Annotated in this window: 27 protein-coding genes and 2 tRNA genes; all 29 read left to right on the top strand. The window is 27.1% G+C overall.

Annotated elements, in window-relative coordinates; genetic code table 11:
• Window positions 1-3 precede the first annotated feature (3 nt).
• On the top strand, window positions 4-2,064 hold the full coding sequence (locus ACYQ44_RS06085) for a chemotaxis protein CheW (protein ID WP_459995990.1): 2,061 nt from the start codon (window positions 4-6) through the stop codon (window positions 2,062-2,064).
• A 12-nt stretch (window positions 2,065-2,076) separates the two neighbouring features.
• Complete coding sequence (locus ACYQ44_RS06080; protein WP_459995989.1) at window positions 2,077-2,502, top strand: chemotaxis protein CheW; 426 nt, start codon at window positions 2,077-2,079, stop codon at window positions 2,500-2,502.
• A 26-nt stretch (window positions 2,503-2,528) separates the two neighbouring features.
• Window positions 2,529-2,894: a response regulator gene (locus ACYQ44_RS06075; RefSeq protein WP_459995987.1), complete on the top strand. Its 366-nt coding sequence runs from the start codon at window positions 2,529-2,531 to the stop codon at window positions 2,892-2,894.
• 199 nt (window positions 2,895-3,093) lie between these two features.
• Complete coding sequence (locus tag ACYQ44_RS06070; RefSeq protein ID WP_459995986.1) at window positions 3,094-3,276, top strand: hypothetical protein; 183 nt, start codon at window positions 3,094-3,096, stop codon at window positions 3,274-3,276.
• On the top strand, window positions 3,260-4,045 hold the full coding sequence (gene fliP, locus ACYQ44_RS06065) for a flagellar type III secretion system pore protein FliP (protein ID WP_459995985.1): 786 nt from the start codon (window positions 3,260-3,262) through the stop codon (window positions 4,043-4,045). The genes ACYQ44_RS06070 and fliP overlap by 17 nt, the downstream gene beginning before the upstream one ends.
• Before the next feature lie 2 nt (window positions 4,046-4,047).
• Window positions 4,048-4,314: a flagellar biosynthesis protein FliQ gene (gene fliQ / locus ACYQ44_RS06060; protein ID WP_459995983.1), complete on the top strand. Its 267-nt coding sequence runs from the start codon at window positions 4,048-4,050 to the stop codon at window positions 4,312-4,314.
• A gap of 1 nt (window position 4,315) precedes the next feature.
• On the top strand, window positions 4,316-5,089 hold the full coding sequence (gene fliR / locus ACYQ44_RS06055; RefSeq protein WP_459995982.1) for a flagellar biosynthetic protein FliR: 774 nt from the start codon (window positions 4,316-4,318) through the stop codon (window positions 5,087-5,089).
• Window positions 5,053-6,144 (top strand): flagellar biosynthesis protein FlhB, encoded by a 1,092-nt coding sequence (flhB, locus tag ACYQ44_RS06050; RefSeq protein ID WP_459995980.1) that lies wholly within the window; start codon window positions 5,053-5,055, stop codon window positions 6,142-6,144. Before fliR ends, flhB begins: the two co-directional genes overlap by 37 nt.
• 4 nt (window positions 6,145-6,148) lie before the next feature.
• The gene (flhA, locus tag ACYQ44_RS06045; RefSeq protein ID WP_459995979.1) at window positions 6,149-8,269 is read left to right on the top strand and encodes a flagellar biosynthesis protein FlhA; all 2,121 of its coding nucleotides are present in this window, start codon (window positions 6,149-6,151) and stop codon (window positions 8,267-8,269) included.
• 10 nt (window positions 8,270-8,279) lie between these two features.
• Window positions 8,280-9,707, top strand: coding sequence for a flagellar biosynthesis GTPase FlhF (gene flhF / locus ACYQ44_RS06040; protein ID WP_459995977.1), 1,428 nt, complete (start codon window positions 8,280-8,282; stop codon window positions 9,705-9,707).
• Window positions 9,704-10,570 (top strand): MinD/ParA family ATP-binding protein, encoded by an 867-nt coding sequence (locus ACYQ44_RS06035; protein WP_459995975.1) that lies wholly within the window; start codon window positions 9,704-9,706, stop codon window positions 10,568-10,570. The genes flhF and ACYQ44_RS06035 overlap by 4 nt, the downstream gene beginning before the upstream one ends.
• Window positions 10,571-10,575: 5 nt before the next feature.
• The gene (locus tag ACYQ44_RS06030; protein ID WP_459995973.1) at window positions 10,576-11,220 is read left to right on the top strand and encodes a hypothetical protein; all 645 of its coding nucleotides are present in this window, start codon (window positions 10,576-10,578) and stop codon (window positions 11,218-11,220) included.
• Window positions 11,213-11,839 (top strand): chemotaxis protein CheC, encoded by a 627-nt coding sequence (locus ACYQ44_RS06025; protein WP_459995972.1) that lies wholly within the window; start codon window positions 11,213-11,215, stop codon window positions 11,837-11,839. Before ACYQ44_RS06030 ends, ACYQ44_RS06025 begins: the two co-directional genes overlap by 8 nt.
• A 3-nt stretch (window positions 11,840-11,842) precedes the next feature.
• Complete coding sequence (locus ACYQ44_RS06020; protein WP_459995970.1) at window positions 11,843-12,313, top strand: chemotaxis protein CheD; 471 nt, start codon at window positions 11,843-11,845, stop codon at window positions 12,311-12,313.
• A gap of 153 nt (window positions 12,314-12,466) precedes the next feature.
• Complete coding sequence (locus ACYQ44_RS06015; RefSeq protein WP_459995969.1) at window positions 12,467-13,153, top strand: FliA/WhiG family RNA polymerase sigma factor; 687 nt, start codon at window positions 12,467-12,469, stop codon at window positions 13,151-13,153.
• A gap of 1 nt (window position 13,154) precedes the next feature.
• Window positions 13,155-13,469 carry a hypothetical protein gene (locus ACYQ44_RS06010; RefSeq protein ID WP_459995967.1) on the top strand — a complete coding sequence of 105 codons (315 nt, stop codon included), beginning with the start codon at window positions 13,155-13,157 and terminating at the stop codon, window positions 13,467-13,469.
• A 24-nt stretch (window positions 13,470-13,493) separates the two neighbouring features.
• The gene (gene mfd, locus ACYQ44_RS06005; RefSeq protein WP_459995965.1) at window positions 13,494-16,433 is read left to right on the top strand and encodes a transcription-repair coupling factor; all 2,940 of its coding nucleotides are present in this window, start codon (window positions 13,494-13,496) and stop codon (window positions 16,431-16,433) included.
• Between the two features lie 85 nt (window positions 16,434-16,518).
• Window positions 16,519-17,640 (top strand): ribosome biogenesis GTPase YqeH, encoded by a 1,122-nt coding sequence (gene yqeH, locus ACYQ44_RS06000; RefSeq protein WP_459995964.1) that lies wholly within the window; start codon window positions 16,519-16,521, stop codon window positions 17,638-17,640.
• An 11-nt stretch (window positions 17,641-17,651) separates the two neighbouring features.
• On the top strand, window positions 17,652-18,242 hold the full coding sequence (gene pduL / locus ACYQ44_RS05995; protein ID WP_459995962.1) for a phosphate propanoyltransferase: 591 nt from the start codon (window positions 17,652-17,654) through the stop codon (window positions 18,240-18,242).
• A 95-nt stretch (window positions 18,243-18,337) separates the two neighbouring features.
• Window positions 18,338-18,415: transfer RNA gene (locus tag ACYQ44_RS05990), tRNA-Thr, on the top strand.
• Window positions 18,416-18,466: 51 nt separating this feature from the next.
• Window positions 18,467-19,219, top strand: a complete 753-nt coding sequence (locus ACYQ44_RS05985; protein WP_459995960.1) for a class I SAM-dependent methyltransferase — start codon at window positions 18,467-18,469, stop codon at window positions 19,217-19,219.
• Entirely contained in the window at window positions 19,219-19,845 is a 627-nt protein-coding gene (locus tag ACYQ44_RS05980; RefSeq protein ID WP_459995958.1) for a sigma-70 family RNA polymerase sigma factor, read from the top strand. Before ACYQ44_RS05985 ends, ACYQ44_RS05980 begins: the two co-directional genes overlap by 1 nt.
• Entirely contained in the window at window positions 19,845-20,468 is a 624-nt protein-coding gene (locus ACYQ44_RS05975; RefSeq protein ID WP_459995957.1) for a hypothetical protein, read from the top strand. Before ACYQ44_RS05980 ends, ACYQ44_RS05975 begins: the two co-directional genes overlap by 1 nt.
• A 54-nt stretch (window positions 20,469-20,522) precedes the next feature.
• On the top strand, window positions 20,523-23,033 hold the full coding sequence (leuS, locus tag ACYQ44_RS05970) for a leucine--tRNA ligase (protein ID WP_459995956.1): 2,511 nt from the start codon (window positions 20,523-20,525) through the stop codon (window positions 23,031-23,033).
• A 9-nt stretch (window positions 23,034-23,042) separates the two neighbouring features.
• A complete protein-coding gene (locus ACYQ44_RS05965) occupies window positions 23,043-23,696 on the top strand; it encodes a redox-sensing transcriptional repressor Rex (protein WP_459995954.1) in 654 nt (217 codons plus the stop codon).
• A gap of 42 nt (window positions 23,697-23,738) precedes the next feature.
• Window positions 23,739-23,825: transfer RNA gene (locus tag ACYQ44_RS05960), tRNA-Leu, on the top strand.
• A 227-nt stretch (window positions 23,826-24,052) separates the two neighbouring features.
• Window positions 24,053-25,567, top strand: a complete 1,515-nt coding sequence (locus ACYQ44_RS05955; RefSeq protein WP_459995952.1) for a sodium-dependent transporter — start codon at window positions 24,053-24,055, stop codon at window positions 25,565-25,567.
• Window positions 25,568-25,579: 12 nt separating this feature from the next.
• Window positions 25,580-25,681: a MetS family NSS transporter small subunit gene (locus ACYQ44_RS05950; protein WP_280999269.1), complete on the top strand. Its 102-nt coding sequence runs from the start codon at window positions 25,580-25,582 to the stop codon at window positions 25,679-25,681.
• 77 nt (window positions 25,682-25,758) lie between these two features.
• A complete protein-coding gene (locus ACYQ44_RS05945; RefSeq protein ID WP_459995950.1) occupies window positions 25,759-25,956 on the top strand; it encodes a hypothetical protein in 198 nt (65 codons plus the stop codon).
• The last annotated feature ends 162 nt before the right edge of the window (window positions 25,957-26,118 follow it).

The raw sequence follows: 26,118 nt of genomic DNA, 5'->3' as shown, positions 1-26,118 counted from the left end.
TTTATGGGTGAAATGGATATTTATTTAAATGTTTTCATAGAAGAAGCTAATGAAAACTTACAAACATTAAATGAAGAATTATTAGAATTAGAAAATAATCCAGAAAATCTTGAAAAAGTGAATGAGATTTTTAGAGTAATGCATACGTTTAAAGGTATGGCTGGAACTATGGGATTTGATAAAATAGCAACGCTATCACACAAAATGGAAAGTATTTTGGATAAAATAAGAAAAGGAGAGACACATGCTGATTCGGATTTAATTGATTTACTGTTTAAAACATTAGATGCATTAACAGAAAGTATAGCGGATATATCTAATGGTGGTAAAGGAGATCTTAAATCTCTAGATGAATTAATTAAAACTTTAGAAACATATAATAAAAATTCTGAATCGTCTTCAACAATAATTAATAAAGAACAAAATATAAATGAAGAAAAAAATACTACAGAAAATATTTCATCATCAAATATATTATCTCATCTAGATGATATTACTAGAGAATCTTTAAAAAACTTATATTTTGCAGCTAAAGAAAAAAATCTTATGTTCTTTCTAATAAGAGTGAAATTTGACAAAAATGTTCAATTAAAAGCCGCAAGAGCTTTTATGGTTTTACATAAAATTGATGATTTAGGTGGGGAAGTTGTATATACCAATCCTTCCTCCCAAGATATTGAAGATGAAAAATTTGATCTTGAAATTGAATTAGGTGTTATAATAAATATTGATGCTGAAGAATTAAGGGAAAGTATTTTAGGAATTTCTGAAGTTGAGAGTGTAGCAATAAATTCATTTGAGGAATTTGATTTTGAAAAGCATGAAATAAAAAATGAAGAAAAAGATACGTCATCTAATGATGAAAAAGATAATGAGCCTTTATCTCAATCAGTATCATCAGAAAAGAAAAAAATTCAGCTTCAATCTGTTAGGGTTGATATTGAAAAACTTGATCAATTAATGAATTTAATGGCAGAATTGGTTATATCTAGAAGTAGAATAACTGAAACATTAAGGAAATATGAAATAAAAGAAGTGGATGAAAGTTTAGCTAATTTAAGTAGAATCACCTTAGATTTACAAAATATTGTTATGAAAATTAGAATGATTCCAATTGCTTTTGTATTTAATAGATTTCCTAGGGTAGTTAGAGATACAGCTAAAAAATTAGGAAAAGAAGTAAATTTAATTATTGAAGGTGAAGATACTGAATTGGATAGAACTGTAGTAGATGAAATAGGAGATCCTTTAATTCATTTAATAAGAAATTCTATTGATCATGGCATTGAATCTGTAGAAGATAGAATCAAAAAAGGAAAACCTAAAAAAGGAACTATAAAATTATCTGCATGGCATGAGGGAGATGGTGTTGTAATAAGTGTGGAAGATGACGGTAAAGGACTTGATAGAGAGGTTATAGCTAACAAAGCTATTGAAAGAGGTTTAGTAGATGCCTCTATGGTCCAAACAATGAATGATGAAGAAATCTTTTCATTTATCTTCTTACCCGGATTTTCAACAAAAAAAGAAGCTACAGATTTATCAGGTCGTGGAGTTGGAATGGATGTAGTAAAAACTGTAGTTGAATCTTTAAATGGGAATGTAAGTATTTCTTCCAAAAAAGATGTTGGAACAAAAATAATAATAAGGTTGCCGTTAACTCTTTCTATAATTCAAGTATTATTGGTAACTATCGAAGATTATGTTTATGCTATTCCAATTGCCAATATAGATACTACTCAAAAAATTACAGATGGTGATATTAGAATTGTTCAAGGAAATGAGGTTTTTGTATTAAGGGGTGAAGTTATACCTTTAATAAGATTAAGAAAAGTATTTAATATGCCTCCTATGGAAGATAGTATTACAGAAAAGGTTGTTATTGTTAAAACTGCAAATAGAAAATATGGTGTTGTAGTTGATAATTTATTAGGTCAAGATGATATTGTTATTAAACCCCTTGGAAAATATTTAAACAATGTAAAAGAATTTAGCGGTGGGGCTATTTTGGGTGATGGAAGGATTGCTTTAATTCTTGATATTACAAACTTAAATGAATTATAAAGAGGTGAAAAAATGCAAAAAGAAATTTTATCTTTTGAAATTACTAATCAAGAATTTGGTATAGATGTTGAGTATGTTGAAATGGTTATAGAAAGAGAAGAAATAACTCCTGTACCTAATTCAAAAGATTTTATAGAAGGAATAGTAAATTTAAGAGGAAGAATAGTGCCTGTATTTGACTTAACAAAAATTTTAGATTTAGAAATTGGAGAAAATTATAATTTTGATAGTATAATAATAATGAAGCATGACAAAGAAGAATTTGGGATTTTAGTGAATAAAGTAAATAATGTTATTTCTTTTGATGAAGAATCTCTTGATGTATTGCCTTCAAAAAGCGGAAAATTTATCGGGAAAGTAAATGGTGTTTTAAAAATAGATAAGAGATTAATAGTTTATTTGAACCTTGAAAAGTTATTTGAATCAATTGAAATATAAAATTATAATATACGGAGGTGCTTTCAATGGCGATAAAAGTTTTAATAGTTGATGACGCAGCTTTTATGAGAATGTTATTAAAGGATATTATAACTAAAGCGGGGATGGAAGTTATTGGTGAAGCTTCAAATGGGCAAGACGCAATTGATAAATATAATGAACTTAAACCTGATGTAGTTACAATGGATATTACTATGCCTGTAATGGATGGAATTCAAGCTATAAAAGAAATAAAAAAACAAGATCCTGCAGCTAAGATTATAGTATGTAGTGCTATGGGGCAACAAGCTATGGTTATTGAGGCTATTCAGGCTGGAGCAAAAGATTTTATTGTAAAACCTTTTCAAGCAAATAGAGTAATCGAAGCTATTCAGAAAGTTGTAAGGGGGTGATTTTACGCCCCTTACTTTTTCATCGACTCAGACAACTTTTTTAACAAATTGGACTTTATGGGCATTTTTTCTAATATTTTTCTTTTTTTTATTTATTATATTATTATTATTTATACAAAAGAAATTAATTAACAAAGGTATATTCAACACTCCTTCTGTAAGAATAGTTAAGAAATTTTATATTGATAGAAATTTAACATTGAATATTATAAAAGTTTTGGATGATTATTATTTGGTTTTAAGTAATAATTCTTCTATTTCTTACTTAGATAAATTAGATTATGAAAAATTATCTGAACTTTTAAAAGGTAAAAAAGAATTTTTTGATACATTTATAGGAGTTTTGAAAAGGGAGAAAAAAACAAATGAAGATGACGTTTAATAAAAAATTATTTTTAATTATTTTCTTCTTATTAATTTTTTTTGTTGGATCGGCTCAAGAACCGCTTCCAATACCAGAAATTTCTATTAATATTGGAGGAGCTACACCTGGTCCAAATACATTAATTCCTACTTTAGAAATATTATTATTACTTTCAGTTTTAACATTAGCTCCGTCTTTTATAATGATGTTTACTTCTTTTATGAGAATAATTATAGTTTTGTCTTTTTTGAGAACGGCTATGGGAAGCCGTCAAGCTCCTCCTAATCAGGTATTAATTGGTATAGCTTTAATATTAACTTTTTTAATAATGTCTCCAATTTTTACTAAAATATATGAAGAAGCTATTATTCCTTATTCAGAAGAAAAGATTGGTTACACTGAGATGTTTGAGAAAACATGGCTTCCTATAAAAAACTTTATGATAAGTGAAATAGTTGCACATAAAAATCAGGATAATGTATTTATGCTTGCATCTAGTGTTCATAAAGAAATAAAAAATATAAATGAAGTATCGCCAGAAATTTTAATACCGGCTTTTGCTTTGAGTGAATTAGAGATTTCATTTAAAATGGGTGTTTTAATATATATTCCATTTATCATAGTTGATATGGTTGTAGCTAGTATTCTTCTATCTATGGGTATGATGATGATTCCACCAATAATGATTTCTATGCCATTTAAATTATTGTTATTTATATTGGTTAATGGTTGGGATCTATTAATAGGTGGATTGATAAGAAGTTTTCAAGTTTCAGGAGGTCTATAAAATTGACATTAGAAGCTTTTATTGATGTTTTTAGAGATGGAATAACTGTGTTTTTATCAATAATTTCACCAGTGTTGCTGGTGAGTTTGACCGTGGGTTTAATTATAAGTGTTTTTCAAACCATTACTTCAATAAATGAGCAAACATTAACTTTTGCTCCTAAAATCATTATTACTTTTTTAACTGTAGGATTATTATTTGGGTGGATTGCACAAAAACTTATAGATTTCACCTATATGATATTAACAACTTATTTTGGAATGATTTGATATGGATGTTGTGATGTTTTTAGAAACAAAATTTTGGGTTTGGGCAGTGATATTTTTTAGAATAGCTGGACTAACCGTTTCAGCACCCGTTATAGGTTCAAGAACAATTCCTACAACTTTAAAAATATTCTTCTCACTATTTATTTCATGGATTACATTACCTTTGGTAAATCTTAATATACCAGATTTACCTATATTTTATTTAATAACAATATTGTTATTAAATTTTCTTTTAGGGATATTAATTGGATTAATCTCATATATACCAATAGCAGCTATCCAGTTTGCAGGTCAATTTTTTGCATTTCAGATGGGATTTGCAATGGCTGGAATATTTGATCCCATAAGTGGTGAAGAATCACCAGTTATAGGTCAATTGTCTTTTTTGATTGGAATATTTGCTTTTTTATCATTTAAAATGCATATTCTATTATTTCAAATCATAATTAATTCATTTCAAACTATACCTATTATTTTTTCTTTTAATATGAAGTTTTTTCCTGAAATAGTTTCAATGTTTGGAAAAGTTTTTGAAATAGGAGCACAATTAGCAATTCCTATGAGTGCATTTATGTTGTCTGTAAACATTAGTTTAGGAATTGTTTCAAGAATGATTCCACAAATCAATGTGTTTATAGTTGGAATACCATTGAACATTTTAGTGGGGATTTTAATTCTCTTAAGTATTATAGGAGTTTGGGTAGAAATATTTAATGTTAATTTATTGGAGATAATAAAATGGATAAATTCTTTGTTAACTTTAATTTTGAAATAGACTTACAGCTTTTTGCTGATCCTAGTAAAACTGAAGATCCAACACCAAGACGCCTTCAACAAGCTAGAGATGAAGGAAATGTTCCTTTTTCTAAGGAGTTACTTACATCATTTTCTTTTTTAGGAGTATCAGCTGTTTTTTTTGTTCTTTCAAAATTTCTTTTTATAGATTTAAAAAATGCTTTTATGAAATATTTGGAATTAGATATTAATATTTTGGATGAAAATGTATTGATAACTTTAATATTGCAACAGAAAAATATTTTCATAAAAATAATTATTTTTTTGCTTGCCTCTGGATTAATTACTATTATATTAGGAATGCTCCAAACAAAATTTTTGTTTTCTCCAAAAGCTATGAAATTTGATATTGGAAAATTAAACCCTATAAAAGGGTTCCAAAGGATATTTTCTATGAGAACTCTTTTTGAGCTTTTGAAATCATTAATAAAACTTTTTTTAGTAGCTTATGTTAGTTATAGCATAGTTAAATCTAAGTGGCAAGGTATAATTTCGTTACCCTATTCTAGTCCGTCAGAAGTACTTTCATTTTTATATTATATTATAATAGAAATATTTTTTAAATTAGGAATTTTAATGTTATTGTTAGGATTATTTGATTTTTGGTATCAAAAAAGAGAATATAAAAAGAACTTAAGAATGACAAAACAAGAAGTCAAACAAGAAATGAAAGACATAGAAGGCGACCCACAAATAAAAAGTGCTAGAATGAGGAGATTAAGGCAAATTATTAATCAAAATATGATGAAAGAGGTACCTAAGGCTACTGTAGTTGTTACTAATCCTACCCATTACGCAGTAGCTATAAAATATGAAGAAGATGAAATGGAAGTTCCTATTGTGGTAGCTAAGGGATATGATAAAATTGCTTTTAGAATTAAAGAAATAGCAAGAGAAAATTACGTTCCTATACTTAGGAATCCTCCAGTTGCAAGGCGATTATATGAAAAAGTTGATATAAATGAAGAAATACCTGAGGATATGTATGAAATTGTTGCAAAAATAATAGCTACTGTCTTAAAATCCACGAGGTGATTTAATGGGAGAAACATTAAATAGATTCTTTAGACAATTAGATATTATTGTTCCTCTATTAATAGTAAGTGTTGTTATATTAATGGTAATACCTATTCCACCATTTTTATTAGATTTTTTACAAATGGCGAATATTTCTGTTGCCATTGTATTGTTATTAGTAACAATGTATATAAAAAATGCTCTTGAAATTTCTGCTTTTCCTACACTTTTATTGGTTACAACATTATTTAGGCTGTCATTGAATGTTTCTTCAACGAGATTGATTTTATTACAAGGTAAGAATTTTCAAGGAAAAGTTATTAGGGCATTTGGAGATTTTGTAGTTGGTGGTAATTATGTAGTTGGTATCGTTATATTTTTAATTTTAGTGATTATTCAATTTGTTGTAATTACTCGTGGAGCTGAAAGAATTGCCGAAGTTGCAGCAAGGTTTACGCTTGATGCTATGCCTGGAAAACAAATGAGTATCGATGCAGATTTAAGTGCAGGAATAATAACAGAAGAAGAGGCAAGAAAAAAACGTGAAGATATACGACGTGAAGCGGATTTTTATGGGTCAATGGATGGTGCCTCCAAATTTGTTCGAGGTGATGCAATAGCAGGTATAATAATTACTATCATAAATATTTTAGGTGGTTTGATTATAGGGGTTTTACAACAAGGATTAAGTATTGGTGAGGCTGCTCAACTATATACGCTTTTTACTGTAGGGGATGGATTAGCTGCTCAAATTCCTGCTTTATTAATTTCAACAGCAACAGGTGTTGTAGTTTCAAGAGCTGCTTCGAAAGAAAATTTAGGTAAGGATTTAATGAAAGAATTAACTTCCGAAAAGAGAGTTTTATATATGACAGGTGGAGTAATTTTAACTTTAGGGCTGGTTACACCATTACCATTTATTCCGGCATTAATGCTAGGTGGAGGAATGATCTCATTAGCTTATTTATCAACAAGAGGATATATTTCAAAGGTTGCAACTGCTGGAGGTCCATCAGAAGGATTTGAAACAGGGGAAAGTTCAACAACCGGGGAAATATCAGGTTCTTCACAAAAACCGTCTGGTCCTCCATTAACTTCCGCAGAAGAAGTTTCAGAAATAATACAAAGTGATGTATTAGAGATAGATATTGGGTATGGTCTTATACCTTTGGCTGATCCAAGTCAGGGTGGTGATTTACTAGAAAGAATTACTATGGTTAGAAAACAGATAGCCTATGAGTTAGGTATTGTTATTAGTCCAATTAGAGTTCGAGACAGTGTATTATTAAGTGCTAATGAATATATAATAAAATTAAAAGGTGTTGAAGTTGGTCGTTTTGAATTATTTCCTGAAAAATTATTAGCTATTAATTCTGGTATGGTTACAGAAGAAATACCAGGAATACAAACTAAAGAACCATCTTTTAATTTAGACTCTTATTGGATTGATGAATCTCAAAAAGAAGAAGCTGTTAATATTGGATATACTGTAGTTGATTCACCGAGTGTATTTGCAACACATTTATCTGAAATTATTAAGAAATATGCTCATGAAATTCTTGGTATTAAAGAAACAGAAATGCTTATTGAAGGATTAAGAATAAAAGAACCTTCTTTAGTGGAAGAATTAACTCCTATGATATTCAAAACATTTGAAATTAGAAATGTCTTAAAAGAATTGTTATATGAAAGAGTTTCTATAAGAAATCTTCCAATTATATTTGAAAAACTAATGGAACTTGGGAATAATGAAATAAAGGATTTAATTTCATTAGTTGAAGGTGTAAGAAGTGCTCTTTCGAGACAAATATGTGAATCTATGAAATCTGATGATGGAGTATTGCATTTACTTATTTTAGATAAAAATACTGAAAATACATTAAATAATTATGCAATCGAATATGGAGGTAACTACACATTATCACTTTCGCCACAAATATCACAAAAACTTTTAGAAAATATCAGTCAGATGTTAGAATCTCAAATGATGAAAGGTTATAATCCAGTAATTTTATGTTCGTCGCCTTTGAGATTTTATTTTTCAAGATGGTTAATGTCGAATATTCCTAATATTAATGTTATTTCTTATAATGAAATTATTCAAGAAATTCCTATTTCCGCAGATGGAAATATAAGTATGTAGGGGTGAGCTTATGAAGGTAAAAAAATATATTGTTTCTACAATACCTGAGGCTATGGAAAAAATAAGAAATGAATTGGGTGAGAATGCCTATATTTTGGATACAAAAAGAATTAATAAAGGTGGATTTTTAGGGATAGGTGGGAAAAAATATATTGAGGTTACTGCTGTTTTAGATAACGACCCTCAAGAAGTTGTAAAAAATATTAAAAAGCCTTCAGGTCCTGGATTTTCTAACAACTCTCAGAGTAAAATAAATGAAATTAAAGAAATTGTTGATAGAAACAAAAGATTAGATGAAAGAATAAATAGAATAAAAAAGAAAGAATCATTAGAAGATATATATGCCCCTGGTGAAGAGAAATTAGAATTATCTTCAAAAAATGATATATTGAAATTAATTGAAGAACAAAGAGAAATTTCAAAATTAATGGATAAAAGTGCGGAAAAATTTTATGAGAAAGAACATGATGAATTTCAAAATTTAAATTATAAAAAGGTAACATATAATAGAAATATTAATCAAAATAGAAATTTAAATATTTCTAAAAATAACACTCTAAATTCTAATAAAAATATTCCCCTAAAGGATTCTCAAAATGAATTATTAGAAATAAAAAATTTAATAGAAAAGCTTTCTAAAAGAGTGATTCTAAATGGAGTAAATCCATTGATTTCGGATTTAGTAGAATCTTTAAAAAAGCAAGATTTATCAGATAGAATTATTGAAGATATTATAAATAATATGCCTAATGATTTGACTAAAGAAAATTGGAAAAATAACGAGAATTTTAAAAATCTTTTATTAAATATATTTAAAAATAATTTCAATATAAGTGTTCCTAACATGCATGGAACTATAATGCTTATTGGACCAACTGGTGTTGGTAAAACTACTACATTAGCCAAAATTGCAGCTTTAAATAAGTTAAATAGTAATAAAAATGTTGCTATAGCTACAATAGATTTATATAGAATAGCAGCAACTGAACAGTTAAAAACTTATGCTGAAATAATGGATATTCCTGCTTCTGTTTGTTATACTCCAACAGAATTAAAAACTACAGTTGATTCTTTGAAAGGTTATGATTTATTGTTAATTGATACAGCTGGTAGGAGTCATAAGGATGATATTCAAATAGGAGAATTAAAAATGTATATTGATACTATAAAACCAAATTTTATTTTTTTAGTAATCTCTGCAAATATGAGATTAAAAGATATGATAGATGTATATAAAAAATTTTCGATATGCAATCCAACGCATTTAATTGTAACAAAATTGGATGAAACCTCTGCTTATGGTCAAATACCTTCTTTAATAAAAGAAACAAATTTGCCTATTAGTTACATAACTACAGGTCAGAATGTTCCAAATGATATAGAAATTCCAAATGTACAAAAATTATTTAACCTCTTTTATGGGGAGTTGACATTATGAGTATAATAAAAGATCAAGCTGAAAATTTAAGAAAAACATTTTCTAAAAATAGAACAAAAATAGTATTAGTTACAGGAGGAAAAGGTGGTGTTGGTAAATCAATAGTCTCAGTCAATTTAGCTGTAAATTTAGCAAAGATGAATAAAAGAGTTTTGATTTTTGATACAGATGCAGGATTTGCTAATGCTTCTATTTTGCTAGGAGTTACACCGTCCGTTAGTATAAAAGATTACTTTGATAAAAAATTAACTCTTGAAGAATGTGTAATAAAGACACCATATGGCATTAAATTATTAAGTACTGGAATGGATATTAAAGATTGGATATCGTTCCAAAAAAATTTTACAAGAAAAGCTATAGAAGATTTCTTTAATATAACTAAAGAACACGATTATGTTATTATAGATGTAAGTGCAGGGTATAATGAAAATTTAAAACCATTTTATATTGCAGCAGATAATATTTTATTAGTAACAACACCTGAACCTACAGCCATAGTAAATGCATATACTGTTGTAAAAGCTTTATCAATTCTAGAGGTTGATGGTATAGTTGATGTTGTAATAAATATGATTAGAAAAAAATCAGAAGCTGATACTGCGGAAAAAGTATTAAGAAAAACTATAAAAGAATACCTATATAAAGATATTAGAAATGTTTTTTATATTAATTTTGATCATCTTGTTCATGATAGCGTAAAATCACAAATACCAATTTCAAGTTTTAAACCTTCTTCACATATAGCTAATGAATTAATGTTAATTGCTGAGAAGATTGATAATATTTCAACATTACATGAACAAAAAAATTCAGATAATTTATTAAAGAAGCTATTATTATTATTTGGATTTTATAATAGGTGAATAATATGAAAAAAAAAGATTTTATAAAAAGAATTTTTCTTGTTTTTTTTCCAGGAAATTCTATACGTGTTTATATAAATAATGACGTTTTAAGAGCAAAAATTAAATCTTTTAAAGGATCTGAGATTTCTTTAATATCTCCTAATTATACTTTTAATTTAGGAGACGTTGTAGTTTTAGAATCTGTTTTTGAAGGTGCTTATTATCAAGCTGATTTTCAAATTAAAGATATCAAAAATTTTGGAGAAAATGAGTTATTGATAAACCTTAAATTGAATAGTAACTATCGAATAAAGAATAAAAGAAAAAACGAAAGACAATATATAGCTATACCCGTTCTAATAGAAGATAATTTTAAAGGTCTTATATGGGATTTAGATGAAAATTATTTGGGTATTATTGTATTGAATGAATATTTAAATGAGATAAGTAAAAATTTGAGTGTAAAAATTATGATACCGTATTTTGATATAGTTTTTCATGGTGCCATATCTAAAATAAGGCAGGAATTTTTTAATCTAAGTAAATTTATTTATGAAATAAAAATTATGCAAGATCCAACAGGTTTTTTTGGTAAGTATTTAGAAACTATAAGTGGGAAAAATTTCTTTGAAAATAAAGAAAATTCGGAGGTGCAACTTGATGAATAATGATAAATTTGATTTTTTTATGTCTGCTTTTCAAGAAATCACTAATATAGGAATGGGAAATGCTGTTAGTTCATTGTCAATGATGTTGAATAAGAAGGTTGATATATCTGTTCCAAATTTAGAAATTGTAAAATTATCTGATATATTCTTAAATATGGAAGAGCCTGATGAAATTTATGCTTGTTCTTATGTCCAAATGGATGGAGATTTGAAATCTTCATTAGTATTTTTAATTGAAAAAGACTCAGTTAAAAGATTGATAAAAGAAAGCATAGGATATGAAATAGAAAACATTACTGAATTAGATGAAATGTCATACTCTATGATAGGTGAATTGGGTAATATTATGTTTGGATCATATATTAGCGCAATTTCACAATTTTTAAAAATCAATTTACAGATTACACCCCCACAAGTTGCTGTTGATACTTTTGCATCTTTAATTGCAGAATCAATTGTTATGAGTATATCTTTTGAAGATGAAGTTATTTTAACAGAAACTGAAATACAGGTTGAAGACTGGAACAATATAATTAAAGGGAAAATTGTCTTTTTAATGAATGAAGAAAATAGATTCAAATTATTTGAATTTGTAAAAAAGGTTTTTTATGGGGGTTAAAAAATGAAAAAAATAATAGGAATTGGTGAATATTTTGCTTCGAAAAGTCCGGATATATTAGTTACTTTAGGATTAGGATCATGTGTTGGAGTATGTTTATGGGACAAAAATAAAAAAATAGGTGGTTTAATTCATGTGATGTTACCTAAAGCTCCTAGCGAGGAAGTAACTAAACCTGGGAAATACGCTGATTTAGGTATTTCTATTCTTTTAAAAGAATTAAATAATTTAGGAGGATCAAATTTTATTGCTAAAATATTTGGTGGTGCCGCTATGTTTAAAGGTTCATCAATGGATGTTGGTAAAAAAAATGTATTAGCTGTAAAAGAACAACTAAAAAAGTATGGAATAAAAATAATTTCTGAAGATACAGGTGGAAATAGGGCAAGGAGTATTGAATTTAATCTTGATAATGGTGAAGTTATGGTTAAAAAGGTTGGTGGTGGTGAAAAAGTTGAAATTTTCAAATATTGAATTAATTTTTTATATAACAACATTCCTTGTTTTTTTATGTATAAACTTATTTATTTCTAAGAATTTTTTCTTTACTTCTCTTTTAAGATCTATAATAAGTATTGCCATAATCATAATATTAAATACAACAATAAAGGCAGTGATTAATAAATAATGAAAAATATAAATAAAGATGATATAATAAAAAATTTTTTACCAAAAATAAAATATATTGCATTAAATTTATTATCTACCCTTCCTAAAAATGTCGAATTAGATGATTTAATACAGGAAGGAATAATAGGTTTATTACAATCTCTTGAAAAATATAATCCTAGTAAAGGTGTATCTTTTTATTCTTTTGCAGTTAAAAGAATTAAAGGAGCTATGTTAGATTATTTGAGAAAAATTGATTGGCTTCCAAAGGACTTAAGACATAAAATAAAAAAGATGGAAGAAATTATAGCTGAACAGAGTATAGACGATAATTTAAGTGATGAGGAATTAGCAAATTTATTACAAATATCTAAGAAAGATTTAAAAAAATTAAAATCAGAATTACATAGAAGTCAGATTTTAAGTTTAGATTCATTTTTATTAAATAATAATGAAATAAATGTTGAAGCGAATATAGAAGAAAATGATCCAGAAATATTGGCATATAAAGATATTTTAAAATCAGAACTTAAAAAAGCAATTTTAAGTCTAAATGAACGAGAACAATTAATATTATCTTTATACTATGAAAAAGAATTAACCTTTAAAGAAATAGGAAAAATTTTAGATATTTCGGAATCTCGTGTTTCTCAAATTCATTCTGCATTAATTATAAAATTAAAGAAAAAATTAGGTGGTGTTTAATATGCCAGAACCAATTAATTTTAGTATTTCAATTATTCATAATGTTGATGTATCAAATAATCTTCAAAATTTAAATCAAGCAGCTCTAGCAGCTAAATCTACTGATTTGAAAGAATTGATAAAAAAAAATCAAGATGCGAAAACACAAGTAAAAAATACAAAAGAAAAATCTGAAACACAAAATATTAATGATAATCAAAAAAGAAGTTTATTAGAAAATAAAAGTCAAAAAAGAAAGAAAAAAGAATCAGAAGAGAAAAAAGAAAAAAAAATTATAGATGACTATAGAGGGCATTCTATAGATATTCGTATATAAGTATATTATAATTATACGGACATTATGTCCGTATTTTTTATAGGGGTGATTTTTATATATAATGAAATAATAAGAATAATAAATGAATCAAAAAAAAAATATAAGATAATAATTTTTCCAGAATCATGGAATATTGAGGATTATTTAAGTGAGAATGTTTTATATTATCCTAACTATGATGTATTTCCCTTTGAGTCTATAAAAGTGTCAAATAAAATAAAATCTTATAGAATAAAAGTTTTATATAATCTTTTAAAAAATGCAGATATGACCATTTTTACTACTTTTCATGCAATAAGTAGATATACTATACCTAAAAATATTTTGGTTAACGAAATATCATTATTTAATATAAATGATGATTTTAATATAAACCCATTATTATTGGGTTATGAAAAATCTTGGAATGTATATGAATATGGAGAATTTTCTCAAAAAGGTTTTGTAAAAGACATTTATATTCCTCTATATGAATATCCAATAAGAATAGAATTATTTGATGACGAAATTAACAGAATTACTTTTTTTGATATTAATTCACAAAAAAGTATAAAAAATTTAGAATCATTTATTTTTATTCCAGGTTCAGAAATCCTTTATAAATATGAAAAAAATTTTTATAAAAACTTAAAAAAAATTTTTTTACAAAACAACTACAAAGAAAATTTAGTTGATATAGAATCTTTCGAAACATTGCCAAGTATATTGTATGATAAAAAGGAAACTTTGTTTGACTATATTAATTTAAAAGATACAGAGATTATAGTTATAAATGAAAATGAAAGTATAAATTCATTTTATGAAAGAGAAAAGGAAAATATTGAATTTATATTTGATGAAGCAAAAAAGGCCCTATACAAAGAATTTAACGGTAAAAAATTTGAAGAAATTTTATCCTTAAATTATAAGACGATAGAAGTTGATAAACATAATTTTCTTATAAAAAAAATAACAAAAAAGAAAAAGAATGAAGAACTACCTTTACTAGAATGGGAAGATTTAAAAATAGATGATTTAGTTGTTCATGAAGACTATGGTATAGGTATTTATAAAGGATTAGAAAAAGTAAAAACACATTTCTATGAAAAAGAATTAATTAAAATAGAGTATGAAAATGATGCTAAAGTTTTTGTGCCAATTGAAAGAATAGATAAGGTTACAAAATATATTGGTGATAAAGATTTAGTAAAAATTGATAAGATAGGTTCTTCATCATGGCAAAAAAGAAAGAAAAAAGTAGAGGAAAATATTAGAAATAAAATTCAAAAATTAGTGGAATTATATGCAATTAGAGAGTACACAACAGGAATATCATTAAAAGGTGATGAAGAAATCGAAGAAAAGTTTAAAAAAACATTTGAATATATAGAGACATTCGATCAAGAAAAAGCTATAGAAGAGACATTAAATGATTTGGCTTCTACAAAACCAATGGATAGATTGGTAGCAGGAGATGCCGGCTTTGGGAAAACTGAAGTAGCGTTAAGAGCGGTTGTAAGAACTATAAGTTCAGGATATCAAGCGGCGATTTTAGTTCCTACAACGATATTAGCTCAGCAATATTTTAATAATGTTAAAGATAGATTTGAGGAAGTTGGCATTACTGTGGAATTAATCGATAGATTTAAAACTCAAAAAGAAAGAAAAGTTATTATAGATAAAATTAATTCTGGAAAAATTGATGTAATAATTGGTACGCATGCATTATTAAATAATAAAATAAAATTTAAAAAATTGGGTTTATTAGTTATAGATGAAGAACAGAGATTTGGGGTATTTCAAAAGGAGAAAATAAAAGAATTATCTCTTGGAATAAATGTTTTAACAATGAGCGCGACACCTATTCCTAGAACATTATATTTTTCTTTATCAGGATTAAGAGATTTATCTATTATCTCTACTCCTCCGTTTGGTCGGATTCCTGTAGAGACATTTGTATTAAAATATTCTGAAAAAATTGTTAGAAGTGCTATATTGAGAGAAAAATCCAGGGGAGGACAAATATTATATATTCATAATAGAATTAATGACTTAGAAGAAGTAGAGAAAAAACTAAGAAAGATTGTCCCAGAAGTAAAAATTGTTTCAGTGCATGGGAGAACAGCGAAAAAATATCTATCGAAAGTAATAAAAAAATTTTATGAAGGTGAAATAGATGTATTGATATCAACTACAATTATAGAGAATGGGATTGATATATCCAATGCTAATACATTAATAGTAGATGATTCTGAAAGATATGGAATATCTCAACTATATCAATTAAGAGGAAGAGTAGGAAGAAGTAATAAAAGGGCATTTGCATATTTTTTATACAAAAATAAACTAAAATCTGATGCATTAAAAAGACTTGAGGCTATAAAAAATGTATCTGGACCAGGAAGTGGATTAAAATTAGCTTTGCATGATTTAGAAATAAGAGGATATGGAGATTTATTAGGAGTAGATCAAAAAGGACATATAAATAATGTTGGTTTAAATATGTATAAGGAAATGATAAATAAAGCTTTAGCAGAATATTATTCTAAAGAAATTGATACAAAAAATATTAATGAAAAAATTGAGGTAGATATTAAAGGAATTAAAATGTCTTTAGTTATACCAGAAAGTTATATAGAGAATCCAATTGAAAGAATGAGAATTTATCGTATTATTGCTAATGAAACAAATATTGAAAATATAGAAAAAATAGAAATTGATATAGAGGACAGATTTGGAAAAATACCTCAAGAAATAATTAACCTTTTAAATTATGCAAAATTAAGAATAATTGCCTATAAAAAAGGTGCAAAAAATATCGAAATATTTGATAATAGTTTATTAATTGAATATAAAAGGCAATTAGATATAGACATTATGGTATTAAAGAAATATGCAAAAAGGTTTAACCATTTTCCTGATGAAAGAAAATTGTTAATATATTCTACAAATCCAGAAGAAATACTCTTTAAGATATTTTCATAAAATTCTTAACAATATCTAAAACTAAAATTCTTTAATAATGGATATAATTAAATATATTTTTGAAATATAGTTATGAGGTGATTAAATGAAATGTCAAGGTTGTGGAATTGAGATACAAACACGAGATTCGGAAAGTATAGGTTTTTTGCCTGAACATATATATGAAAAATTTTTATGGCATGAAGATGAAGCGTTATGTCAAAGATGTTTCAAATTAAAGCATTATGGAGAACTATTACCTGTTACTATTAATAATAATTTTTATAAACAATTAGAGGATATTATCCACCAATTTGATACAGTGTTGTGGGTATTGGATATTATCGATTTTGAGGGGACTTATGATAAAGATATTTTAAATTTAATAAAAGATAAGAATGTATTTTTATTAATAAATAAAGTTGATTTATTACCTAAAACTCTTCCTTTTGTCGAATTAAAAGATTGGGTATATAACAGAGTTAAGAGTGATATAAATCTTAAAAAAGATAATATTCGTTTAATAAGTGCGAAAAAGAACTTTGGTATAAAAAGAATGATAAAAATATTAAGAGAGAAAAAAATAAATAAAGCTATAGTTGTGGGCACAACAAATGTTGGTAAATCATCATTATTAAATAATATAACGAATATTAAAATAACTACAAGTTCTTACCCAGGAACCACATTAGGTATTGTAAGAAGGAAAATTCCAGGTTTAGATATTGAGCTATACGATACTCCAGGTATTGAAACAAAAAAAAGATTTACGGATTTTTTTGATATTTACACGCAAGTTGAAATGATTCCTAAAAGAACAATTTCTAGAAAAACATTTAAACCTGATATTGGAAAAGTAATATTTATAAGTTCATTATTTAGATTTAAAATATTGTCTTTAGCAAAAGATAATTTAAAACCTATTTTTTTAATTTTTGCACCAGAAAATATATCTTTTCATCAAACAAGAGAGGAAAGAGTGGAAGAGTTGTTAAATAATCATATTGGAGATGTAATATATCCTCCATACGAAAAAAATTATCCATTAGAAATAGAATTTGAAAAAGAGATTATTTCTATCGAAGAAAACGAAGAGCTAGCAATTCCCGGATTAGGGTGGATTTCAATTAGAAGAGGACCTCTAAATATTGAAGTAACAAAACCTAAAGGTATAGAGTTAATAGTGAGAAAACCTTTAATTTCTCCAAAAAGAGGAAATGTATTATAGGAGGTGTTAGTGTGAAATTAAAAGAACCTGGTATTGTGGTAGGAGTTTCGAACAGGCATGTTCATTTGTCTAAAGAGGATTTAGAAGCATTATTCGGTGAAGGGTATGAATTACACCCAATAAAAGATTTAAAACAACCAGGGCAATATGCTGCAGATGAAGTTGTAACTTTAGTTGGACCTAAAGGGAAAATTGAAAGAGTAAGAGTATTAGGTCCTGTGAGAAAAGAAACTCAAATAGAAATTTCTCAAACAGATGCATTTAAACTAGGAGTTAGGCCTCCAGTAAGAGATTCTGGAGATTTAGATGGGACACCAGGGATAAAAATTATTGGTCCTAAAGGAGAAGTAGAAACAAATAAAGGATTAATTTTAGCAAAAAGGCATATACATATGCTTCCTGAAGATGCTGAAAAATACGGTGTTAAAGATAAAGACTTAGTTTATGTTGCAGTGGAAAAAGGGGATAGGAAATTAATTTTTGGTGACGTATTAATAAGAGTAAGCTCAAAATACGCTTTAGAGTTTCATGTAGATACAGATGAAGCTAATGCTGCTTTGATAAAAACAGGTGATGAGGTAAAAATAGTAGATGAATTCTAATACCCGATTATTCGGGTATTTTTTATTATTAATAAAATTCACAAAAGTTTTTAACTTGACTAAAATAACTTTTTATTGTATAATATACTAGGTTTGCAGGTGTAGCTTCAACAGGTTAGAGCGCTGCCTTGGTAAGGCAGAGGTTGTGGGTTCGAGTCCCATCACCTGCTCCAGTTACTCCCCGAATAATCGGGGATTTTATTTTATTTATAGGGGGATTTTAAATGAAATCTTGGGAGTATTATAATAAAATTGCTAAAAAATATGACAAGATGTATGAAGAACCATATTGGGAAATGCATAATAAAATTTCTGAAAAATTAATATTTGATAAAATAAAAAATATAAAAAATGGTACGATTTTAGATATTGGCGCAGGAACGGGATATTGGACAGAAATATTTTTGAATAAAGGCTTTAAAGTATATGCTTTAGAACCATCGAAAAAAATGTGTGATATAATGGAATTTAAATTTCAAAATTATAATAACGTAAAAATAATAAATTCATTAGCAGAAACTATGAAATTTGATGATAAAGAGTTTGATATAGTAATTGCTATGGGTGATGTTTTAAGTTATTCAGAAGATCAAAATATTTTTATAGAAAAAGTTTATAAAGTAATGAAAAATGGAGCATATTTTATTGGAACTGTTGATAATTTAAATAAATTTATTTTGGATGCTTTTTTTTCTAAAGATTTTGATATAATAAAAGTAATGGAAAAAGAAAAAAAAGTTAAAGTAGGTATGTCTGAGCGTATGTCTTTTTATTCAAAATTATTTTCCAAAACTGAATTAGAAAGGTTTTTAAATAAATATTTTAATAACGTGGAAATTTATGGAATAATGCCTTTTGCTTGGGATAATAATCCTGAATTTTCTCAATATTGGGCTGAAGTATTAGAATTAGAAATTAATTATTCAAAAAAATTTTATGATATTTCTGAACATTTACTATATATGGTTGTGAAATAATGAGTAAATATAAATTAAGAACTTTGAGGGTAGAAACATTAATTAAATTGGCGCAAACTGGAGATAAAGAAGCAATGAATATGATCATGGTAAAATTTGAACCTATGATAAAATCTATTGCTTCAAAATATTATGGTGCATGGGCTGAATTTCAAGATTTAGTCCAAATAGGTTTTGTTGGGTTAATTCAGGGAGTGTATTCTTTTGATGAAACAAACAAAACTAAATTTTCAACATTTGCATATTTGAATATTTCTTCTGAAATAAAATCTTTTTTAACATATTTAAATAGATTAAAAAATAAAGTATTATCTGATGCTGTTAGTATAGAATCTATGTTCGAAGATTATTCTGAAGATTCAGATTATTATTTTGAAATGCCTTCAGAAACGGATTTACACCAATCTGTAATATATGATTATATTTTTGAAAGATCAATAGAACAAATGAAAGACATTGAAAAGTCTATTGTAAAAATGTGGTTAGAAAATAATTCTTATGAAGAAATTTCAAAAACACTTGATTTACCTAAAAAGAAAGTTGATAATACAATTCAAAAATTTAAAAAAGTTGCAAATAGAGTCATGGAGTATATTAATACAACTATAACGATAGGAGGTAAATAATGCGAATAACAAGAATTTTATTATATTTAGCTATCTTGTTATCAATTATTTCTATAATAATGTCAATAGGTAGTGAAATAAGACTTTCTAAATTTCAAAATTATATGGAAAGTCTTTTTAATAAACAAAATGCTAAAGTGAATGATAGTATATCTAATTTAAGTGTAAAATTTGAAGAATTAAATAAATATTTTGAACCTAATGGTATAGTTGAAAAATTTATCAATTATAAGAGTAATCTTGAAAAACATTTAGATGATTTAGAGAAATTGTTAACTTTAGCTCAAGAAGATCAGAATGTTGGATATTTTCAATTATATATAATCGGATCAAGGGAGGTTTGGATAGGGATAAAAGATGAGAAAGATAAATATATTTTTCAAGGAATGTTGAAACCAGGATTATCACCATATAAATTTTATTTTTTCAAGGATCCATCAATAAAAACATCTTACACAATAAATATTCCGTATAATGCGAAAATTCAAACAGCAAATCCTGATAATATCTTTTTTTTAATACAAGAACCAGGTCAAAGAAGAATGAAAAAAATGCCTGCTGCAAAACTGGAAAACATATCAAAAGATTTAAATTTATATATTCCTACAATACGCGGAAATTAAATATACTTAAAAAAATATATAACTTTAAAAATAATAATATTTTTGATATAATAAATGAGAAAGTTATCACTTAGAATAGGAGGGTTAGATATGGAATATAATCATATAGAAATCGAAAAAAAATGGCAAAAAGAATGGGAAGAAAAAGGTGTATTTAAAACATTACAAAGAAGCGAGAAAGGAAAATATTATGTATTAACAATGTTTCCATATCCATCAGGCACAATACACGTTGGACATGTAAAAAATTATGTTATTGGTGATGTTGTCGCAAGGTATAAAAGAATGAGAGGATTTAATGTATTACATCCTTTTGGATATGATGCTTTTGGATTACCTGCAGAAAATGCTGCAATAAAAAATAATGTAAATCCAGGTGATTGGACTTTTAAAAATATAGAAACTATAAGGAAACAGATAAAAAAAATAGGAATTAGTTATGATTGGGATAGAGAAATTGCGACTTGTACTGAAGATTATTATAAATGGACACAATGGATTTTTTTAAAATTATATGAAAAAGGTTTAGCTTATAAAAAACATGCAGCAGTAAATTGGTGCCCTAGCTGTAAAACAGTATTGGCTAATGAACAAGTAGTGAATGGTAAATGTGAAAGATGTGGAACAGAAATAGAAATGAAAAAATTGGAACAATGGTATTTTAAAATAACAGATTATTCAGAAAAACTTCTATCAGATTTAGATAAACTTGAAGGTTGGCCTGAAAATGTTAAAATTATGCAAAAAAATTGGATTGGTAAAAGTATTGGTGCAGAAGTTGATTTTTTAATAGAAGGATCAAATAAAAAGATTACTGTTTTTACAACAAGACCTGATACTCTTTGGGGAGTTACTTTTATGGCGTTGGCTCCTGAATCTCCATTGGTAGAAGAATTAACCACAGAGGAACAGAAAAAGGAAGTAGAAGAATTTTTGAACAGAGTTACTAAAGAAGATAAATTTAAAAGAATAGCTCAAGGTGCTAAAAAAGATGGGGCTTTTACAGGAAGTTATGCAATAAACCCAGTAAATGGAGAAAAGATACCAATATATGTAGCGAATTATATTTTATTTGAATATGGAACTGGTGCAATAATGGCTGTTCCTGCTCATGATCAAAGAGATTTTGAATTTGCAAAAGAATTTGATTTGCCAATAAGAATGGTAATAAAACCAGAAGATAAGGAAATTAAAGAATTAACTGAAGCATATACCGAAGATGGTATAATGATTAATTCTGGTGAATTTAATAATATGAAAAATAGAGAAGCTTTACCAAAAATAATTGAATGGTTAGAAAAAAGAAAATTAGGTAAGAAAAGTGTTCAGTATAAATTAAGAGATTGGTTAATATCAAGACAAAGATATTGGGGTGCTCCTATCCCTATTATTTATTGTGAAGATTGTGGTATCGTTCCAGTTCCAGAAAAAGATTTACCTGTAAAATTACCAATGAATGTAAAATTTGAACCAACGGGGAAAAGTCCATTAACTTATACTGAAGAATTCATACACACAACATGTCCAAAATGTGGGAAACCAGCAAGAAGAGAAGTAGATACAATGGATACATTTGTAGATAGTAGTTGGTATTATTTAAGATATATTAATCCTAAAATGGAAGATAAAGCATTTGATTCTGAAGAGGTTAATTATTGGTTACCAGTAGATCAGTATATCGGTGGTGTTGAACACGCGATTTTACATTTATTGTATTCTAGATTTATCACAAAGGTTTTATACGATTTGGGATATATAAATTTCGTAGAACCATTTTCAAATTTGTTTACTCAAGGAATGATATATAAAAATGGTGCAAAAATGTCTAAATCAAAGGGAAATGTAGTATCACCTGATGAAATGGTAGAAAAATATGGAGCGGATACATTGAGATTGTATATGTTATTTATGGGGCCACCAGAAAAAGATGCTGAGTGGAACGATGCAGGTTTAGAAGGTGTGGCAAGATTTATGAATAGAGTATGGAATTTATTGACAAAAATAATTTCTATTACAATTGATGTAAAAATTGATAATATAGTATTAAGCACAAAAGATGAAAAATCTCTTAGAAGAAAATTACATCAAATGATTGCGAAAATAACAAATGATATTGAAAAGAATTTTCAGTTCAATACAGCAATAAGTGGAATGATGGAATTAATCAATGAATTAAATAATTACATGAACAATATATCTGAAGAAAAATGGAATAAAGAATTATTAAAAGAAGTAGCTCAAAATTTTGTAATCTTGTTATCACCTTTTGCACCACATTTATCAGAAGAATTATGGCATATGATGGGAAATTCAGATTTTGTTTTAAATGCTGAATGGCCAAAAGTTGATGAAAAAGCTTTGGAAGTTGAAGAATTAGAGATAGTTATTCAGGTAAATGGAAAAGTAAGAGCAAAGATTTTTGTTGATGCAAATGCTACTGAAGAAGAAATTAAAAATAAAGCATTTAAAGAAGAAAAAATAAAGAAATATCTTGAAAATTCTGAATTGAAAAAAGTTATATTAGTAAAAGGGAAGCTTTTAAATATAGTTATTAAAAATAAATGAGGTGAAAGTATGAAAAATACAAAGATACCTAAGCCAACGATTAAAAGACTAGCAATGTATTATAGATGTTTAGAAAATAAAAAATCTTCAGGAATACAAAAAACGTCTTCAAAAGAATTAGCAGAAAATCTTCATATAAAAGCTAGTCAGATTAGAAAGGATTTGTCATATTTTGGTGAATTTGGGAAACGTGGTGTTGGATATGATATTGATAAATTAATGAATTCTATTAAAACTATACTTGGACTAAATAAAAGATGGAATGTTGCTATTGTAGGAGTAGGAAACTTAGGATCGGCAATCGCCAATTATACTGGACTTGAAAAAAATGGTTTTAATATCAAAGCTGCTTTTGATAAAAATAAAAGGAAAATAGGAAGTCAAATAGCTGCAGGAGTGATTGTTTATGATATGAAGGAAATGAAAAGAGTATGTAAAGAAAAGAATATAGAAATTGCAATTTTAACAGTTCCAGCAAAAGTTGCTCAAAATGTTGCTGAAGAACTTTTGGAAACAGGAATTAAAGGTATTTTAAATTTTACACCAGTATCATTAAATTTGCCAGAAAACATTTCTGTTGAAAATGTTGATTTTACAATATCGCTGAAAGCATTAACTTATGACATTATTTCAAGTAATGAGGATATTTATAAAATTGAATAATCAAATAATATATTAATATTAATTTTTAATAAAATATTTTATGTCAGGGTGGCGGAATTGGCATACGCGTATGACTCAGAATCATATAGGTGCAAGCCTATGCGGGTTCAACTCCCGTCCCTGGCACCATTAAACCTCGCAAATAGCGAGGTTTTTATTATAAATAAAGAATCATAAGGTTTTTATTTCTTTTTTTAAATAAAGTATTGACTTTTTAGTCAGTTTATGATAGTATATTAACGATTAACAATTGTGAAATATTTTATCTCATGTTTTGTCATATTGTTCTATCAAAAGAAATAAAAATATAATTAAAAATCTTTTTTATAAATCTTTAACATGAAAGGAGTGGGATTATGGCGAGACAAAAGTGGGGTTCAAGATGGGCTTTTGTTTTAGCAGCTATAGGTTCAGCTGCAGGATTAGGTAATGCTTGGCGTTTCCCTTATATGGCTTATCAAAACGGTGGTGGTGCATTTTATATTCCTTATTTTGTAGCATTATTTATTGCAGGTATTCCTATTTTAATGGCTGAATTTGCTATTGGTCAAGGATTTCAATCTAGTGCTCCTAAAGCTATGGGAAAGATTACAAAAAATGCTGAATTTATTGGTTGGTGGGCAGTTATAACTGGATCTATAATTACGTTTTATTATAATGTAATTATGGCATGGATTTTCAATTATTTATATCATTCCTTAGGTGTAGCTTGGAAAGATGATCCAAAGGGATTCTTTTTTGGAGATTTCTTGAAATTAACTGATGGTCCTGGACAACTTGGCGGTTTAAGATGGCCAATTGTTATAGGATTATTAATTTCATGGTTATGGATATATATGATTTTAAGAAAAGGTACTGAATCTGTTGGTAAAACTGTTATGTGGACAGTACCACTTCCAATTGTATTATTGTTATTATTGGGAATTAGAGGTATAACATTACCAGGAGCAGCTACTGGGTTAAATTATTTATTCCAACCAAATTTTGCTAAATTAGCTGATGCAAGGGTTTGGGCGAATGCATTTGGACAAATTTTCTTTTCATTAAGTGTAGCGTTTGGTATAATGATAGCATATGGTAGTTATAATAATAAGAAAAATGATATTGCTAATAACGCTATAATAACAGCATTAGGTAATTCAGCCACATCTTTTTTAGCAGGTATAGCAGTATTTTCTGTTTTGGGTTATATGGCTCAACAAATGAGTGTTCCTGTTGATGAGGTAGTTAGTGGTGGAGTTGGGTTAGCATTTGTTGTTTATCCACAAGCTATTTCATTAATTCCAGGTGGTGTTATTGTTCAGTCAATAATCGGACTTGCATTTTTCATCATGTTATTGACTCTTGGAATTGATTCAGCATTCTCATTAGTAGAAGCTATTGAAGCTGCTGCTGGAGATAAATTTAAAGTTAATAAAAAATCATTCTTAATAGGATTTTCTATTTTAGGATTTATTTTTGGTTTATTATTTGCAACACAGGGCGGATTATATTGGTTAGATATTATAGATCATTTTATGGGTACTTATGCATTATTGGTAGTTGGTATTCTTGAAGCTATAGTTATAGGTTGGGTATTTGGTGCAGAAAAATTAAGAAATTATATAAATTCTGTATCAGAAATAAAGATCGGTAAATGGTTTGATATATCATTGAAATTTATTATCCCTATTGTATTAATAGTAATTCTTGGACTTAATATATCAGATGAGATAAAAAATCCTTATGAAGGTTATCCTGCTTGGGCATTGGGAATTGGTTTTGCAATATTTGTTTTAGTACCAATACTAGCAATTATTTTTGCAAAAATGCCATCTAAAGATGAAAAATATGATGTTAAAGCTACAGAAATCACTCTTGAAGAGGAATGAGGGGGCGATCTTATGACAGGAAGTGCTATCTTTTTTATGATATTTGCAGGTGTTGTTTTATTTGGCGGTTTAGGTTGGTCATTGAATATTGCTGCAAAAGCAAATAAAAAATAAAATCACATATATTAGTGCAGTGATCACACTGCACTAATATTTTATTAAAATAATAGCTATAAAGAAGGTTGGTAAATATGAAATATTTAAATTTAGAAGCAATTTATTTAGAAAATGATATAATTAAAATTATAGTTATTCCAATTTTAGGTGCTAAAATAGCTTCGATTTATTATAAGCCCCAAAATTTTAAAGTTTTATTTCAACCAACTAAAAAAAATATGATATTCCGGAATATGGAGATTTTTTTGAAAAATATGATACTTCAGGTATAGATGAAATGTTTCCAAATATAGATGAAAGTATTTATCCATTCGAAGAATACCTAGGTGAAAAATTACCAGATCATGGTGAATAATGGAGCATTCCATGGAAATGTAATGTCGAAAATAATATGATTAAATGTGAAGTAAAAAGTACTAAATTTAATTATATAT

The organism is Marinitoga arctica (assembly GCF_054657315.1).
The sequence above is the reverse complement of the archived record's forward strand: the minus strand, read 5'-3'. Positions and strand labels throughout refer to the sequence as shown.

Coding starts and splice junctions, on each gene's coding strand:
- ACYQ44_RS06085 (WP_459995990.1), top strand. CDS start 4: ATGGGTGAAATGGATATTTATTTAAATGTTTTCATAGAAGAAGCTAAT.
- ACYQ44_RS06080 (WP_459995989.1), top strand. CDS start 2,077: ATGCAAAAAGAAATTTTATCTTTTGAAATTACTAATCAAGAATTTGGT.
- ACYQ44_RS06075 (WP_459995987.1), top strand. CDS start 2,529: ATGGCGATAAAAGTTTTAATAGTTGATGACGCAGCTTTTATGAGAATG.
- fliP (WP_459995985.1), top strand. CDS start 3,260: ATGAAGATGACGTTTAATAAAAAATTATTTTTAATTATTTTCTTCTTA.
- fliR (WP_459995982.1), top strand. CDS start 4,316: ATGGATGTTGTGATGTTTTTAGAAACAAAATTTTGGGTTTGGGCAGTG.
- flhB (WP_459995980.1), top strand. CDS start 5,053: ATGGATAAATTCTTTGTTAACTTTAATTTTGAAATAGACTTACAGCTT.
- flhA (WP_459995979.1), top strand. CDS start 6,149: ATGGGAGAAACATTAAATAGATTCTTTAGACAATTAGATATTATTGTT.
- flhF (WP_459995977.1), top strand. CDS start 8,280: ATGAAGGTAAAAAAATATATTGTTTCTACAATACCTGAGGCTATGGAA.
- ACYQ44_RS06035 (WP_459995975.1), top strand. CDS start 9,704: ATGAGTATAATAAAAGATCAAGCTGAAAATTTAAGAAAAACATTTTCT.
- ACYQ44_RS06030 (WP_459995973.1), top strand. CDS start 10,576: ATGAAAAAAAAAGATTTTATAAAAAGAATTTTTCTTGTTTTTTTTCCA.
- ACYQ44_RS06025 (WP_459995972.1), top strand. CDS start 11,213: ATGAATAATGATAAATTTGATTTTTTTATGTCTGCTTTTCAAGAAATC.
- ACYQ44_RS06020 (WP_459995970.1), top strand. CDS start 11,843: ATGAAAAAAATAATAGGAATTGGTGAATATTTTGCTTCGAAAAGTCCG.
- ACYQ44_RS06015 (WP_459995969.1), top strand. CDS start 12,467: ATGAAAAATATAAATAAAGATGATATAATAAAAAATTTTTTACCAAAA.
- ACYQ44_RS06010 (WP_459995967.1), top strand. CDS start 13,155: ATGCCAGAACCAATTAATTTTAGTATTTCAATTATTCATAATGTTGAT.
- mfd (WP_459995965.1), top strand. CDS start 13,494: ATGTCCGTATTTTTTATAGGGGTGATTTTTATATATAATGAAATAATA.
- yqeH (WP_459995964.1), top strand. CDS start 16,519: ATGAAATGTCAAGGTTGTGGAATTGAGATACAAACACGAGATTCGGAA.
- ACYQ44_RS05985 (WP_459995960.1), top strand. CDS start 18,467: ATGAAATCTTGGGAGTATTATAATAAAATTGCTAAAAAATATGACAAG.
- ACYQ44_RS05980 (WP_459995958.1), top strand. CDS start 19,219: ATGAGTAAATATAAATTAAGAACTTTGAGGGTAGAAACATTAATTAAA.
- ACYQ44_RS05975 (WP_459995957.1), top strand. CDS start 19,845: ATGCGAATAACAAGAATTTTATTATATTTAGCTATCTTGTTATCAATT.
- leuS (WP_459995956.1), top strand. CDS start 20,523: ATGAGAAAGTTATCACTTAGAATAGGAGGGTTAGATATGGAATATAAT.
- ACYQ44_RS05965 (WP_459995954.1), top strand. CDS start 23,043: ATGAAAAATACAAAGATACCTAAGCCAACGATTAAAAGACTAGCAATG.
- ACYQ44_RS05955 (WP_459995952.1), top strand. CDS start 24,053: ATGGCGAGACAAAAGTGGGGTTCAAGATGGGCTTTTGTTTTAGCAGCT.
- ACYQ44_RS05950 (WP_280999269.1), top strand. CDS start 25,580: ATGACAGGAAGTGCTATCTTTTTTATGATATTTGCAGGTGTTGTTTTA.
- ACYQ44_RS05945 (WP_459995950.1), top strand. CDS start 25,759: ATGAAATATTTAAATTTAGAAGCAATTTATTTAGAAAATGATATAATT.